Below are 15,292 nucleotides of genomic sequence, written 5' to 3'. Positions count from 1 at the left end.
TTGGAGCCGGACCGCCCGTCTGGCGGGTTGACTTCCGCAACGCCCTGTGTTCAACGTCCGTGTTCCGGAGCAAAGAACCTCCGGGCGGATCGTCCGGAACCAGTCCGTGAAAGACGGAAGCCGCTCTCTTTCACGCACGCCTCCGGACAGGCAGACCCTGTCGACCCAAGGCTTTGGCCATCCTCGGCCAGAGCCTTTTTTGGTGCCGCCCTGCATTGACATCACGGGGGCGGGTTACTAGATTTCCTCCTTTGCTTGTCATCTGACGAAGAGCGCCGCGTTCGCTCACGGAGCCCCATGCATCCCAAAGACCTCATCGCCCGCATCGAATCCACGGCGCCCCTGCATCTGGCCGCGTCCTGGGACAAGAGCGGTGTGCAGATCGCCTCTGCCGCGGCCGAGGTCCGGACCATGTGCGTGGCCCTGGACCCCACGGTGGACACCCTGCGCCGGGCGGTGGACCTGCAGGCCGACTTCCTGCTCTGCCACCACCCCCTGGCCCTCTCGCCCCGGCTCCCGAGCCGCCTGGACGAGTACCACGAGGTCCTGCGGCTGACGCTTAGCTCCTCCATGTGGCTCTACAGCGCGCACACGTCCCTGGACGCCAACCCGGACGGCCCCGTCAACTGGCTGGGGCGGGCACTTGGGCTGCGGGACATGTGCGTCCTGGAGGTCACGCGCCGCGAGACGCCGACGCTCTTCCGCGTGCCGGCCCATCTGGACGCCGAAGCCCTGCGGGGCTTCGAGGACGCCTGCACGCATCGCGACGCTCAGATCTCGGAATGTGTGCTGTGGCCCGAGGACGCCGCAAGCTTCCGCGCCAGGGCCGCCGGCCTGGGCCCGTGTCAGGAGATCAGTCTGACCTCCCCTGCCCGCGAGTTCGGGTTCGGCTGCATCGGCACCCTGCCCCAGGCCCTGACCTGGCTCGATTTTTCGGCCCGCCTGCGCGAGGTGCTGCGGGCCGCTCCGCGCAGCGTCGGCTTCGCCCGGGACTCCGTGACCACCGTGGCCTACTGCCCCGGCTCCGGCGCGGACTTGGCCCCGACGGCCTTCGCCCGCGGCGCCGACGTCTTCCTCACGGGCGACGTGAAGTACCACCAGGCCCAGGCCGTGCAGGACCTGGGTCTGACCCTCGACGTCGGCCATTTCAGCCTTGAGGAAAACATGATGCGCATCTGGAGCGAAAGCCTGGCCCACGAACTCGCCGACGCCGGCGTGCGGGTCGTCTTTCTTCCGGGCCGCGACCCATTTGCCTGAAGTCTCCCCGGGGACAGCCCGGATTCACGATACGTTTTTTGAGGAGGAGTAACCTTGAGCATTTATATCCAACAGATCGAACAGCTCGTCGTGCTGCAGAAGGTCGACTCGGAGATGATCACCCTGGAGCGCATTCTCGAAGAGGCGCCCAAGCAGCTGCAGAGCCTGCAGGAAAAGAGGCAGTACCTGGAGCAGCAGCAGGGCGTGATCCAGGAGAAAATCGACGTCCTCATGGAGCAGAAGGGCCGCATCGAGGGCGAGATCGAGAACGACGCCCAGAAGGTCAAGAAGAGCAAGAACAAGCTCATGATGGTCGAGAACACCAAGGAATATCACGCCATGATGCGCGAGATGGACACCATGGAGAAGATGAACCGCATGCGCGAGGAGGAGCGTTCCAACCTCCTGGCCGACCTTTCGGACCTCGAAGGCCGCAAGGACGCCCTGCAGAAGGACATCGACGCCCTGTCCGAGACCATCTCCGCCCAGCAGGCCAACCTCGATCAGGAGCTGGCCGAAAAGCGCACACGTCTGGCCGAACTGGACAAGGACAAGAAGAAGGCCTCCGAGGCCGTGCCCGCGCCCATCCTGACCCGCTACAACTTCATCCGCGACCGCATCCCCAACCCCGTCATCGTCCCCGTCAGCGAGGGCGTGTGCAAGGGCTGCCATGTCGTCATCCCGCCCCAGACCTTCATCGACCTGCAGAAGGGCGAGCAGATCCTGAGCTGCCCCAACTGCCTGCGCATCATCTTCTGGGAGCGCCACTTCTCGGGCAACGAATGATTTTTACGGAGCCGGACAGGCTGTCGCCGCCGGCCGCAAGGCCGGGGGAGGAAAGTCCGGACACCACAGGGCAGGATGCTGGATAACGTCCAGCGGGGGTAACCCCGGGACAGTGCCACAGAAACAGACCGCCCAGGCCTCGCGGCCGGGGTAAGGGTGAAAAGGCGGGGTAAGAGCCCACCAGTTGTCGCGGTGACGCGGCAAGCTAGGTAAACCCCATCCGGTGCAAGACCAAATAGGAAGGTGACCGGCCCGGTCGATATCCTTCGGGTAGGTTGCTGGAGACGGCGGGCAACCGCCGCCCTAGAGGAATGACAGCCGCCCGGCAACGGGAACAGAATCCGGCTTATCGTCCGGCTCCGTAATTTCGATCATGACCAATCCACTCTGGACCATCATCCTGGCCGCGGGCCAGGGCTCGCGCCTGGCCCGCGAGACGGGCGGCGCGCGCAAGCAGTTCCTGCACCACGAGGGACGCCCCCTCTACTGGCGCAGCGTCGCGACCATGGCCGCCGTCCCCGGACTGGCGGGCGTGGTCGTCGTCTTTCCCGCGCCGGAGTTGGACGAGCGCACCCGCGAACTGAATCTTCTCAAGGATACCAGCCCCGTCGGCGTGCCCGTCCTGGCCGTGGCCGGCGGAGAGCGGCGCCAGGACTCCGTGCGCCTGGGCCTGGCCGCACTGCCCATTGGCTGCGGCCGGGTCCTGGTCCACGACAGCGCCCGGCCATTCTTCAGCCCGGCCCTCGTCCAGACCCTTCTCGAAGCGTTGGCCGACGGCATCGACGGCGTCATCCCCGGAATGCCCGTCACGGACACCGTCAAGCACGTCGAGGACGACACGGTCGTTTCCACCATGCGCCGCGACAGCCTGCGCGCCGTGCAGACCCCGCAGCTCTTCCCCGCCGCCCTGCTGCGCCGGGTCCATGAACGCGCCCTGGCCGAAAGCTGGGAGGTCACGGACGACGCCAGCATGGTCGAACTGGCCGGCGGCACGGTTCGCGTCGTGCCGGGCGAGGCCGCCAACCTGAAGATCACCAACCCGGAGGACCTGCGCATGCTTGCTTCCCCCACACCGGCCCCCGTGCCCTGCACCGGCTTCGGCTACGACGTCCACGCCTACGGCGGCACCCGGCCCATGGTCCTCGGCGGCATGCCCATCGCCGGCGCGCCCCTGGTCAAGGCCCACTCCGACGGCGACGTGCTCCTGCATGCCCTGTGCGACGCCATCCTCGGCTGCCTGGGCCTTGGCGACATCGGCGAGCACTTCCCGGACAGCGACGAGAAGTTCGACAACATCTCCTCGGCCGTCCTCCTCTCGGAGGTCATGGACAAGGCCCGCCGCATGGGCCTGACCATCACCCACGTGGACCTGACCGTCATCGCCCAGACCCCGCGCCTGTCCCCCCACAAGGCCGGCATCCGCTCCAACGTGGCGCGGCTCATGGAACTCGCCGACCAACAGGTCAACGTCAAGGCCACCACCGAGGAGCACCTCGGCTTCACGGGCCGCAAGGAAGGCATCAAGGCCGTGGCCGTGGTCACGGCCGCAAGGACCCCGGCATGACGAATTTCAGGACCGGCGGCCCCTGGGTCACCCGCTTCGCGCCCAGCCCCACGGGCGTGCCGCACCTGGGCAACGCACGCACCGCGGTGCTCAACTTCCTCCTGGCCCGCCAGAGCGGCGGCACCTTCCTGCTGCGCTTGGAGGACACGGACCGCGAGCGCTCAACCTTCGCCCACGAGGCGGCCATCCTGTGGTCCCTGGCCTGGCTGGGCCTGGCTCCGGACCGGCCCGTGCGGCACCAGAGCCTGCGCCTGGACCACTACCATGCGGCAGTGGCCAGGCTGGCCGACGACGGCCGCGCCTATCCCTGCTTCTGCGCCGAGGCCGACCTCGAACGCGAACGCGCCGAAGCCGCGGCCAAGGGTCTCCCCCCGCGCTACAGCGGACGCTGCGCCGCCCTGACGCCCGCCGAACGCGCCGACCGTGTCGCGAAGGGCGAGCCCCACGTCATGCGCTTCCGCCTCCCGGATGAGGCCGACGTCGCCTTCACGGACCTCATCAAGGGCGACATGCGCGTCCCGTCCGGCGCGTTCGGCGATTTCGTGCTCCTGCGCCAGGACGGCTGGCCCAGCTACAACCTGGCTGTGGTCGTCGACGACATCGACATGGCCGTGACCCTAGTCCTGCGCGGCGAAGACCACCTGACCAACACCGCCCGCCAGATCCTGCTCTACCAGGCCCTGGGCGGTACGCCGCCGAGCTTCGCCCACCACGGCCTGCTGGTGGACACCGAAGGCAAAAAGCTCTCCAAGCGCAGCGGCGCCCTGGGTATCCCCGACTGCATCCGCGCCGGCCTCGAACCCATGGCCGTGGTCCACTACCTCGCCTCCCTGTCCGGGGCCCTGCCGACCAAAAAGCTTTTCGAGTCCCTGAACGACATGGCCCGGGCCTTCAACCCCTTCGCCCTGGGCCGCGGCAACGCCGTCATGAACCTCGACGAGCTGCGGGCCTTGAGCGCCCGCTACTTCCGCGCCGCCGACCCTGACAGCCACGTCCGCGCCCTGGATGACGCCCTGCCCGCAAGCGACCCGTGGCACGCCCTTCCCGACGGGCTGCGCCGCGACCTCGTCCTCGGGCTGCGCGACAACGCCGCCGCCGTGGACGACCTGCGCGCCCTGCTGCCCCACTTCACCGCCGACGAAATCCGCTACGGCGCTTCGGCAATTTCGGAACTCTCCACCGGCACGGCCGTCCTTGACGCGCTCCTCGACGCCCTTCCGACATCGGAGCCGCAGACGCGCCTGACCGCAAGCGAAGCCTCCGAACTCCTCAAGCAAACCGCCGCCCGGGCCGACGTCAAGGGCCGCGCACTGTACCATCCCATCCGCCTGGCCCTGACCGGATCCGATTTTGGCCCGGAACTCTCGGCCCTGCTGACCCTCCTGACCGTTGACAGAATCCGGGATCGCGTCCATGCGGCCCTGAACATGTTTCGCCCAAGAACCAACAAGGAATGAGCATGCAGATCTACAACAGCCTCACCAGGAAAAAGGAAGAATTCGTCCCCCTCAAGCCCGGCCACGTCTCCATGTACGTCTGCGGCATCACGGCCTACGACTTCTGCCACATCGGCCACGCCCGCTCGGCCGTAGTCTTCGACGTCCTGGTCCGCTACCTGCGCTACATCGGCCTCGACGTGACCTTCGTGCGCAACTTCACCGACATCGACGACAAGATCATAAACCGCGCCAACCGCGAAGGCTCTGACTTCGAGACCATCGCCCGCACTTACATCGACGCCTTCTACGAGGACATGGACCGCCTCGGCATCCTGCGCGCCGACATCGAACCCAAGGCCACCGAACACATCGCCGAGATGATCGCCCTGTGCGAAAACCTCATCGCCAAGGGTCACGCCTACTCCACCGCCGACGGCGACGTCTATTTCCGCGTCCGCTCCTACCAGAGCTATGGCAAGCTTTCGGGACGCAACATCGAGGACCTCCAGTCCGGCGCACGCATCGAGCCCGGCGAACAGAAGGAGGACCCTCTCGACTTCGCCCTGTGGAAGGGCGCCAAGCCCGGCGAACCGTCCTGGCCGAGCCCCTGGGGTCCCGGCCGTCCCGGCTGGCACATCGAATGCTCGGCCATGAGCGAACGCTACCTGCCCCTGCCCTTCGACATCCACGGCGGCGGCCAGGACCTGGCCTTCCCCCACCACGAGAACGAGCGCGCCCAGACCGAGGCCGCCACGGACAAGCAGTTCGTGCGCTACTGGGTGCACAACGGGTTCGTGCAGATCAACTCGGAAAAGATGTCGAAATCGCTGAACAATTTCGTGACCATCCGCGACATTCTCGCCAACTACCTGCCCGAGGTGCTACGCTTCTTCCTCATCACCAAGCACTACCGCAGCCCCCTGGACTACACCGCCGACGCCCTCGAAGAATCCGAACGCGCCTTGAAGCGCGTCTACCTGACCAAGGCCGCCGCCGAAGCCCACGTGGCCGGAACCAAGTGGACCAACTCCCCCCTGCCGGCCGAAATCGTCGTCGAATCCACAGCCCTCGAAGCCAAGTGGGACGAGGCAATGGCCGACGACATGAACACCGCCGCCGCCCTGGGACACGTCTTCGTGCTCATGAAGACCGTCAACCGCATCCTCGAGGACAAATCCCTCAAGAAGTCCGAACAGGGCCGCGACCTCGTGCGCCACGCCCTCAAGCTCTTCGAGCGCTGGGGCGAAGTCCTCGGCCTCTTCCTCACGCCAAGCGCCGACTTCCTGGCACAGCTCAAGTCCAGCCGCGTCCGGCGCAAGCAGATCGACACCGCCCTCATCGAGGCGCGACTCGCCGAGCGCCAGGAAGCGCGCGCCGCCAAGGATTTCGACCGCTCCGACGCCATCCGCGACGAACTCCTTGCCCTCGGCGTGACCATCCAGGACACGGCCCAGGGGGCGCAGTGGGATGTCGAGTAGGGGATGAGAAATGCGGGGCTCTGCCCCGCGCCCCGCAAGGGGCTCGCCCCTTGACCCGTTTATCATGGGGATGATGGGAAGGCCGTGTGAGCGGCCTTTCTTTTTTTGCGGGGTGAAGAGGAAGAGATGCGGGGCTCCGCCCCGCGCCCCGCAAGGGGCTTGCCCCTTGACCCGTTTATCATGGGGATGATGGGACGGACGAAATCTCTGTGCTGGAAGCCGTCATCGCGAGGCGTCTTCGCCGCGGCGATCCATGCTTTGTCCGCCTTTGCCCTTGGAATGTCGAAGTTTCTCGCGTGGGAGAGCACCCGCTCAAACCGAAGAATGCTTGGCCGGAATCCGGCGGGTCGAACCCGCTATTTAAACAGCTGCTTCAGCCCTTCCAGGCCCTTGTTCAGGCCTGAACCCACACCCTTGATGGCATCGCCCACGGCCCTGCTGCCGGACAGGCCGAGGCTTCGCAGCACGGCGTTGGTGTCCGGCGCTATGGTCGGTTCATGGACAGGGCCGCTGACGCGGACGGGGAAACTGCGCAACCCGAGCGCGCCCTCGTCAAAGGCCCCTTCGCTGCCATCGAGGTGCAGCGTGAGGCGATAGTCCATGACCATGGGCACCAGATCCGTCTGGCCGCCGCCGGTGATGCGAAAACGCGGCGCCAACAGCAGCAGGTCGCGGCTCGTCTCCACCCCCTGCACGATGTTCCCGCTTCCCGAAAGCACGGAAAACACCGTCCGCTCCGGCTCCGCCAGGCCCGCGGACTGCCCCTTCAACGCCCGGATGCCGTCACGCACCTTTGCGCCGATGTTCACGCCGTTCAACGCCCCGTTCACGACCCTGAAATCATATGTTCCTCCCAGGTTGCGCAGCAAGACCGGCACGGCGTGCCCTTTCGTCTCGACGGATGCCGAACCGCCCGCAGTGCCCGTCACGAACTCCTGACCATGCAACGCCCCAAGCAACGGGCCGATCTGCAGGCCGGAGAGCACATGACTCCAGGAATACGCCGGGGTGTCCGTCCTGACGTCCAGAGCGCCAGACGCCTTCAACCGTCCACCGTATGCGCTTGCCGCCACCTCGTCGAGGACCAGCCGCCCGCCTGCGGCATGTGCGCGAAGTATGGCGTCAGTGCAGCGGACATTGGCCGCGGTCAGGTCGCCAACGGCCAGAGTCGCGTTGCCGTTCAATGCCCGCAGTTCGCGCATGGGCAGGGTGCTGGGTTCGCCCGTTTCTGACGACGGCCGGCCGGCGCTTTCGGCCGAGCGGATGCGGTATCGGTCGAGGTTCAGGCTGTCCACGCGCAAATCAAGGGAAACGAACGGGTTCTTCCGCCCCTGCACCGAAATGCCGCCCTGCATGGTCGAATTGTCCAGGACAAGACGAAGATCCGAAACTTCGACACCCTCGTCCACGGCGGCCCAGTCGCACGAAAACTCCATGCGCTCCAGGGCGGTTGGATCACGGAAAGCCGGAAGCGGGAGATGCAGGCGCGCACATGCGTCCTTGGGGCTGAAAGGAGCCACCTCCATGTTGCCCGCACTGCCTGCGCCCGGCATCTGTCTGGTGGCGAAACGCACGTCGAGCCCCAGCCCCTGCAGCCGACCGTTGTCCAGACGGCCGTCCGTGGAGAAATAGTCGGCCGACAGGGCGATGGTTTCCGGACTTTGCGGAAGCCCTTCCCCGCTGAGGCGCGCGGTCAGGTTCAGCTTCTCCGCCATAAGGCGGTCCAGTTCAAGGACGGCCTTGGCTGAAAAAGCCAGCTCACCGCTCATGTCCCCGATGATCGCGGCGGCCCTGGTATCCACGTCGAACGGCTCCCCGAAGGCAAAATCCGAGACGTCCAGGTGAATCCCGCTCACGTCGAAATGATTGTCCTTGAGCCGGTCGTCCCAGACCACGCGCGCCTCGGTAACGCTCAGGCCGTCCACGATGAGCGAGGCCAGAGCCGGCACCCGCTTGTCGCGCTTCAACATGGAACCGCCGCCAGCGGCCCCCGAGGGCTCTTCCGGCGTGGCCAGATCCATCCAGTTTCCGCGACCGTCAGCGTCACGGGTGAGGAAAACGGACAGGCCGTCGACATCCAAGGCCACGACCTCCAGACGTGACAGGAGAAGAGGGAACAACCGCGCCTTGAGGCGCGCGTTCTTCAATGTCAGGAACGGCCCCTCGAAACCCTGGCCGTTGCGCAGTTGCACGCCATCTATCGATACGGCCAGATACGGGAAGAAGCCCAGTTTGAGGTCGCCGTCGATGATCAATTCCCGGCCGGTGTTGTCGCGTACGGCTGACACGATCTGCGGCTTGAAATCATTGGGGTCGATCCCGAAGAAAAGAACGCCCGCAAGGGCGGCAAGGCCCAGAACCGCAACGAGCACGGCACGCAAGATCCATTTCGAAGCCATATTCGTACCCATCCGTGGATGATGATTTGCTGAGTGTCCGCGCACAAAGTCTCTGACCGGGACACGTGCGGCGCAATGCCAAAGCCGCGGATGGAAATCCGCAGATTTTCCGAGACGTCTTCCAAGGCGTCTTGGGACGCTTCGCACCAGCATAACGGGAAAACAGGCCGGAATAAAGGGAAGATGGCCGTGGAAATGGATGAGCCCGGATCAGAGCGGTGTGCTGGGGCCAAGAAAACGGAAAAGCCGGCAGAACCGGCTTTTCCAAGAACGTGCGGGATGCGGGATCAGCCCCAGGTGGACGACGAGATGCGCGCTCCGGTGGAGGTGATCAGCAGGCAGTCGTGTCCGGGCAGGGACTCCGTGAGGCGCAGGGCCTCGCGCGGGTGCATGAGGCTCAGGGCCGTGGCCAGGCCGTCGGCTTCCTTGACCGTCGGGGCCTTCACGCTGACGCTGCGTACGTACTGCGGCGAGGCGCCATTGGTCGGATCGACCAGGTGATGCGATTTCTTCGACGGATCGAAGAAGACCTCATAGCCGCCGGATGTGGCCACGGCGCCGGCCTTCATGTCGATGACCGCCGGATAGTTGCCCTGCTTGTCCGGATCCTCGATGGCCACGCGCCAGGGACGGACCAGGCCGTCGGACGCGCCGCCCACCCGGATATCGCCGCCGGCGTCGATCAGGAAGTTGGCTACCCCGGCCGTGGTCAGGGCTTCGGCCGCGCTGTCGGCGATGAAGCCCTTGGCCACGCCGTCGAGGGTCGCGGACATACCGGCGGCGTCAAAACGCAAGTTGGAACCGCTGCTGCGCAGCCGAGAACCGTCAACCAGCGCCAACGCCTCCTTCAGATCCTTGGCGTCAGGCTTGCCGTGACTGCGCTCCAGCAGGTTGACCACAGGGGCGATGGTCGCGTCGAACCTCCCGGAGGAACGCCGGTGCAGATCGCCGCTGAAGGCGACGACGTCCAAAAGTTCCTGGGGAGCGCCGTTCAAACGCCCGTCGCGGTTGAGGGCGGACAGGGCCGTGGACGGATCGAAACGGCTGAAAATGCCGATCTGGCGCTCGACCTCGGCGAAGGCGCGGCCAATGGCCTCCTCGCCGAGCCCCTGCGACGGGGCGAGCACCGTCATGCTCACGAAGGTACCCATGAGCATCCGCTGTTCGGACGTTTTGATCACCCCTGACGCGGCGAAGGCCGGAAGAACCCGGATGGCGGGAGCCAGTGCCGCACCGGCAGCGAGAACGCCCAGAGTTTTCAGGAAAGCCCGGCGGTCGTGTATCTGAGTCGCATGCTTCATGTTCGTTGCTCCGATTCTGTGGCGTGGTTAGGCTTGCAGGTCCGCGACATGGGACTCATCAGGATACCTGGCCGGCTCCGTATCGGGGGCGGCGGAGATCATGTCGGGGTTCAGGCAGCGCAGGATGTCGCGCGGGCACTTCTCGACGCAGGCTTCCCCGCAGGAGGGGCCGTACGCCAGACACGCCTTGTGGTCGATGTGGATACGCTCGTCGACCATGGTGATGCACTGGGCCGGACATTTCTTGATGCACGCGCCGCAGCTGATGCAGCCGGCCTCGCAGACGTCCTTCACGGCCTTGCCCTTGTCCTGGGACGAACAGAAGACCATGACGCGCGAACGCCTGGGGATGAGCTCCAGAATGGAGTTGGGGCAGGTACGCACGCAGGTGCCGCAGCTGGTGCATTTTTCTGGAGAGATGTGTACCAGGTCGCCTTCGATCCACATGGCGTCGAAGGGGCAGGCCCGGACGCAGTCCCCGAAGCCGAGGCAGGAATACTTGCAGGCGTCGGGGCCGTCCTGGACCAGCTTGGCCGCAGCACAGCTCTGGATGCCGAAGTAATCGAACTTCTTGGCCACCTTACCCTCGACCTTGACGCACCGACGAAAGGCCACCATCGGGTCGGCGTCGCCGGCGGCCTTGCCGGTCAATTCGGCTATGCGCTTGGCCACATCCGGGCCACCGGCGCAGCACTTGTTCGGCGGCGTGCTCGGGTCGTTGATGACCGCTGCGGCATACGCCTCACATCCGGCGAAACCGCAGCCGCCGCAGTTGGCGCCGGGCAGGGCCTCGACAACCACCTCGAGGCGAGGGTCCTCTTCCACGGCGAGCAGCTTTGAAGCGACGGACAGAACGCTGGCCGAGACAAAGCCTAGTCCAAACAAGGAGACAACTGACTCGATGATCATACGTACTCTCTCCGCTTCGTTAAGCTATCATGCCTTTGAAGGCCAGGAATGCCAGGGACATGATCCCCGCCATGATCAGACCGCTCGGGACGCCTTGCATGGACCGCGGGATCCGCGTCACGGCGAAACGCTCACGGATGCCCGCCATCAGCACGATCGCCAGCAGAAAGCCCAGCGAGGCGGCGATGGAGTACAGCGTTGCGGTCACGAGGTCGAATTCCAGACGCTGCACGAGGATGGCCACGCCGAGCACGGCACAGTTGGTCGTGATCAGCGGCAGGAAGATGCCCAGGGACTTGTACAGGGGCGGCACCATTTTCTTCAGGAACATCTCGACGAACTGAACCAGCGCCGCGATGACGAGGATGAAGAAAATCGTCTGCAGGTATTGAAGATGGAACGGCACCATGACGTACTTTTGAAAAAGAAACGTGATCACCGTCGCGAGGACCGTGACAAACAGAACCGCCGCGCCCATGCCGATGGCGACGCCTTTCTCCTTGGAGCACCCCAGATAGGGACAGTTGCCAAGGTACTGCGCCAGCAGGATGTTGTTGACGAAGATGGCTGAAATAAAAAGGAGGAAAATTTCCATGAGTCACTCTCCCTAGAGTTAGCCTTTGGCCGGTTCCATGCGTTCCAGCTTCTTCTGGGCGGCAATCTTGTCCATCATCTTGCAGGCGCCGCATCCCGAGCATCCGGCGTCGAAATTGGGGTCAAGCTCCACGCCCTTTCTCTTGGCCTGCCAGATGGTCAGATAGTTCATGCCCGCCAGAATGAGACCGAGGCACACGAACGCGCCCGGGGCCTGCACCATGAACGTGAAGGGATGAAAATCCGGCCCGAAGAGGCCCACGCCGAACAGCTTTCCGGCGCCGAAGATTTCGCGGATCGCACCCAGAAAGGTCAGCGACATGGTGAAACCGATGCCCATGCCCAGGCCGTCAGCCAGGGAGGCCAGGGGCGGGTTCTTGCCCGCAAAGGCCTCGGCGCGACCGAGAATGATGCAGTTCACGACGATGAGGGGCACGAAGATGCCCAGCTGCTGATACAGCGGAAAGGCGAAGGCCTGCATGAGCATCTCCACCGCCACGACCAGCGAGGCCGCGATGGCGATGAAACAGGCGATACGTACCTTTTTGGGAATGATGTTGCGCACAAGGGAAATGATGACGTTGGACAGGGCGAGCACGAAGACGACCGCCGCGCCCATGCCCAGACCGTTCTCGGCGTTGGTCGTCACGGCCAGTGTCGGACACAGGCCCAGCACCAGGCGGAACGGCGGAATTTCCTTCCACAACCCTTTGGTAAATTCTTGCACCAAGCTGGCCATTCTATAGCTCCTTAGAAAAATCTTCTGTTACCAGGAAGTCTTGATGGAGTCTTTGAGACTTGTGTACCATGTCGCAGCCTGCTTGGCCGCAGCCGATGCGCCTATGGAGGAGAAGGTCGCGCCGGACACGGCGTCGATGCCGCCGCCGTCCTTCTTGAGCGCGGCCTTGTCCAGGGCGAGGTTCTTGAACTGCTTGGTGAAGGCCGGCTCCGCAACGCGCGAACCCAGACCAGGGGTCTCCTTGTGGGTCGTGACGCCGATGCCCAGGATGGTATCCTTGGTCACGTCAAAGCCCACGAGGACGTTCACGTCGCCGCCATAGCCCTTGCCCGCGGCCTCCATGGCCACTGCGATGAGCTTGCCGTCCTTGATCGAGGGAAAGACGTTGATCGTCTGACTCTCGTCACCGGGCTTGGGCATCTTCTTCCTGTCGGCAATGGGGTCGTTGGTGCCTTCAAGAAAAATCTTCTTCAAGGCCGGCCCCTGCACGTTCATGAGCACCTGCTCTTCAATGATGGGCGTGGTCCAGACCTTGAGGCCGGACAGCACAAACCCGGACAGTCCCGTGATAGCCGAGAGAACGACAATCATGCGAACGATTTCCATCATGGCGACTACCTCCCCCCAAAGGGCTTGGGTTGAATGAGATCGATAAGGGGAGTGCACAAATTGATCAGCAGTACAGCAAAGACGGCCCCGTCAGGATAAATGCCGTAGGTCCGGATGATGATCAGCAGGGCGCCTCCGAACAGGCCATACAGCAGCATGGGCAGCTTCCAGACGGGCGAGGAGGACGGGTACGGCATCAGGAAAAAGGCGGCCAGCATGGTCCCGCCGGACAGGAGATGAAACAGGGGCGGCGCGTAGAGCTTCGGGTCGATCATGTTGTAAACCAGCCCAGTGAGGAACACACCTACCAGAAAGGAAACCGGGATGAACCAGCGCAATTGCCTGGTCGCCAGGAGGTAGACGCCGCCCAACGCCACCAGCAGCACCTGCGAGGCTCCAAGCGCTCCAAGATTGCTCCCGAGCAGCAGGGACGTGTTGGAGATGCCCGAAACTGCATCGGCCCCGAAGTACTTGAGTTCGCTCAAGGGTTCGACGAGATCCCATTTGAGGAGCATGCCGTTGAGGTCCATGAAGTCCGGCCAGGAAACCGTCAAGACGGCCCAGCCGATAGCCGGGGCGCAGACCGGGCTGCCTCCGAACCCGCCGAAGACCATCCTGCCGAGGATGACCGTCACGGCGCTGCCGATGACCACCATCCAGACCGGGGCCGTCGCCGGCAGAAGAAACGCGAAGACAACGCCGTCGAACAAGGCGCTGTAATCATCCGCAGTCGATTCCTGACCCATCCACTTCTGCATCAGGAATTCCGTCACGACCGCCGTAAGCCCCGCCCAGGCGATCACTTCAACCGCATCATAACCGTAACGGTACACTGCCATGATCGCGGCAGGCAGAAGAGCCAGCAGCGAATGCAGCATCGTCGATCGGACGGTTCTTCCGCAGTGCCATATCGGCGCCGAAGACACGCTGAATAAATTTTTTGTAACTTCCTGGCTAGCCATGTGCTCTTATCCTTTCTTTGTTCTTATCTTGTTGCACCAAAAAGAACGGCAATGTCATCAATCCTGGAGTCGACAGGTCGCCACATCAGCATCCTGGGCAGCCAGGAATTGCTTGGCCAAGAGAATGTATTGCAGAACAGGCCGGTTGGCCGGACAAACGAACGTGCACATGCCACATTCCAGACAGGCACCGACATGCTCGTTTCTCGCGCTGTCGAACATCTTGAATTCGGCGAAACGGGACAGCATGCCCGGCTGGATGCGCGCCGGACAGGCCAGGACGCACTCGCCGCAATTGATGCACGGGTTGGGCTGAACCGGAGGAAAGAGCCCCTCCTCCACCAGCGTGACCGCCGAGCAGTTTTTCGGGACGCCTGCGGACAGGTCGAAAATGGCCTCGCCCCGCATGGGCCCGCCGAGGGCAACCTTCTTGTCCGTGCCCGCAGATGCGCCGGCCACGCTCAGGAGATCCTGTACGGCCATGCCAACGGGGACGACGAAGGTCTTGTCGCCGATGCTGACCACGGTCTCCGTGAGGGGCAGCTTCGCCTCGGCCACGCGACCCACGGCATAGAGCTCCGCGACGGAAATGACGTCCACGTTGTCGGGCCGTTCGGCACCCGTGGCCGCATAGACCACGAGGGGGTCGATGGTGGCCGGGTAGGCGTCGCTGGCGCCCACCGTCGTGCAGCCATGCAGGGAGATCTGCTTGCCCGAGGCGACCACGAGCTTGATCGTGCCGGGCTTGAGAGCCTTCTCGATAAGCTGGATGCCGGCCTTGAGGGTGACCTGGGCGTCCTTGACCAGCTGTTCGCTGACGATGACCCCCGGCTCGGGGTTGAGGCCGTTGATGATGAGGGTGCGTGTGGCGTGCAGACCGCTCGTGTCGATGCCGAGTTCGAGCAGCTTGCGGCAGAGTTCCTCGCCGGCCAGCGTGTCGAGTTCGGCGCAGGGGGCGGGACGCGCGGGGACGGCCGCCTCCTCCCCTTCCTTGGGCGCGGGGATGGGGCCGATGATGATGGCATCGGGCAGGATGTCCTCGACCATGCCGTCGATGCTCGCATGGACGAAACCGAGATTGTAGGCACCCTTGGACGGATTCTCGGCGATGACCTGGCCGCGCCCGACGATCTGCTTCTTCTTGACCACGGGCTTGTGCTTCTTCTGAATGGGAATCCGGACAGCAGCGGGTGCGGGGATGTCCTGGAGACTGCCCTTGATTTCAACCGAGGTGTTCAGGCGTAATTTCATCATG

13 protein-coding genes and 1 other RNA gene are annotated in these 15,292 nt (G+C 64.3%); 6 read left to right on the top strand and 8 right to left on the bottom strand.

Annotated features, from left to right (window positions below; genetic code table 11):
- Nucleotides 1-297 precede the first annotated feature (297 nt).
- The 6 genes from G394_RS17310 to cysS all read left to right on the top strand — a co-directional run bounded on the left by G394_RS17310 (nt 298) and on the right by cysS (nt 6,524).
- Entirely contained in the window at nt 298-1,257 is a 960-nt protein-coding gene (locus tag G394_RS17310; protein ID WP_043774274.1) for a Nif3-like dinuclear metal center hexameric protein, read from the top strand.
- 54 nt (nt 1,258-1,311) lie between these two features.
- Nucleotides 1,312-2,043 carry a zinc ribbon domain-containing protein gene (locus tag G394_RS0100390; protein WP_028575958.1) on the top strand — a complete coding sequence of 244 codons (732 nt, stop codon included), beginning with the start codon at nt 1,312-1,314 and terminating at the stop codon, nt 2,041-2,043.
- Nucleotides 2,044-2,050: 7 nt separating this feature from the next.
- Nucleotides 2,051-2,408, top strand: an RNA gene (gene rnpB / locus G394_RS19915) — RNase P RNA component class A.
- An 8-nt stretch (nt 2,409-2,416) separates the two neighbouring features.
- Nucleotides 2,417-3,607, top strand: coding sequence for a 2-C-methyl-D-erythritol 4-phosphate cytidylyltransferase (ispD, locus tag G394_RS0100385; RefSeq protein WP_028575957.1), 1,191 nt, complete (start codon nt 2,417-2,419; stop codon nt 3,605-3,607).
- Nucleotides 3,604-5,064, top strand: a complete 1,461-nt coding sequence (gene gltX / locus G394_RS0100380; protein ID WP_028575956.1) for a glutamate--tRNA ligase — start codon at nt 3,604-3,606, stop codon at nt 5,062-5,064. Before ispD ends, gltX begins: the two co-directional genes overlap by 4 nt.
- Nucleotides 5,065-5,066: 2 nt before the next feature.
- The gene (gene cysS, locus G394_RS0100375) at nt 5,067-6,524 is read left to right on the top strand and encodes a cysteine--tRNA ligase (protein WP_028575955.1); all 1,458 of its coding nucleotides are present in this window, start codon (nt 5,067-5,069) and stop codon (nt 6,522-6,524) included.
- 356 nt (nt 6,525-6,880) lie between these two features.
- Here the strand turns inward: cysS and G394_RS0100370 are convergent, their stop codons facing one another.
- The 8 genes from G394_RS0100370 to G394_RS17300 form a co-directional block, all read right to left on the bottom strand.
- The gene (locus tag G394_RS0100370) at nt 6,881-8,923 is read right to left on the bottom strand and encodes an AsmA family protein (protein WP_028575954.1); all 2,043 of its coding nucleotides are present in this window, start codon (nt 8,921-8,923) and stop codon (nt 6,881-6,883) included.
- A 287-nt stretch (nt 8,924-9,210) separates the two neighbouring features.
- Nucleotides 9,211-10,224 carry an FAD:protein FMN transferase gene (locus G394_RS0100365; RefSeq protein WP_028575953.1) on the bottom strand — a complete coding sequence of 338 codons (1,014 nt, stop codon included), beginning with the start codon at nt 10,222-10,224 and terminating at the stop codon, nt 9,211-9,213.
- Nucleotides 10,225-10,251: 27 nt separating this feature from the next.
- Nucleotides 10,252-11,133, bottom strand: coding sequence for an RnfABCDGE type electron transport complex subunit B (gene rnfB, locus G394_RS17305; protein WP_043774272.1), 882 nt, complete (start codon nt 11,131-11,133; stop codon nt 10,252-10,254).
- Nucleotides 11,134-11,152: 19 nt separating this feature from the next.
- Nucleotides 11,153-11,728 (bottom strand): electron transport complex protein RnfA, encoded by a 576-nt coding sequence (locus tag G394_RS0100355; RefSeq protein ID WP_028575952.1) that lies wholly within the window; start codon nt 11,726-11,728, stop codon nt 11,153-11,155.
- Nucleotides 11,729-11,746: 18 nt separating this feature from the next.
- On the bottom strand, nt 11,747-12,466 hold the full coding sequence (gene rsxE, locus G394_RS0100350; protein WP_028575951.1) for an electron transport complex subunit RsxE: 720 nt from the start codon (nt 12,464-12,466) through the stop codon (nt 11,747-11,749).
- Between the two features lie 27 nt (nt 12,467-12,493).
- Nucleotides 12,494-13,075 (bottom strand): RnfABCDGE type electron transport complex subunit G, encoded by a 582-nt coding sequence (rnfG, locus tag G394_RS0100345; protein WP_028575950.1) that lies wholly within the window; start codon nt 13,073-13,075, stop codon nt 12,494-12,496.
- Nucleotides 13,076-13,080: 5 nt separating this feature from the next.
- Nucleotides 13,081-14,037: an RnfABCDGE type electron transport complex subunit D gene (locus tag G394_RS0100340; RefSeq protein ID WP_028575949.1), complete on the bottom strand. Its 957-nt coding sequence runs from the start codon at nt 14,035-14,037 to the stop codon at nt 13,081-13,083.
- A 57-nt stretch (nt 14,038-14,094) separates the two neighbouring features.
- A complete protein-coding gene (locus tag G394_RS17300; protein WP_051306831.1) occupies nt 14,095-15,291 on the bottom strand; it encodes a 4Fe-4S dicluster domain-containing protein in 1,197 nt (398 codons plus the stop codon).
- Between the last annotated feature and the right edge of the window lies 1 nt (nt 15,292).

The organism is Desulfomicrobium escambiense DSM 10707, assembly GCF_000428825.1.
Classification (GTDB): Bacteria; Desulfobacterota; Desulfovibrionia; order Desulfovibrionales; family Desulfomicrobiaceae; genus Desulfomicrobium; species Desulfomicrobium escambiense.
This window is presented reverse-complemented; position numbering and strand designations above follow the sequence as displayed.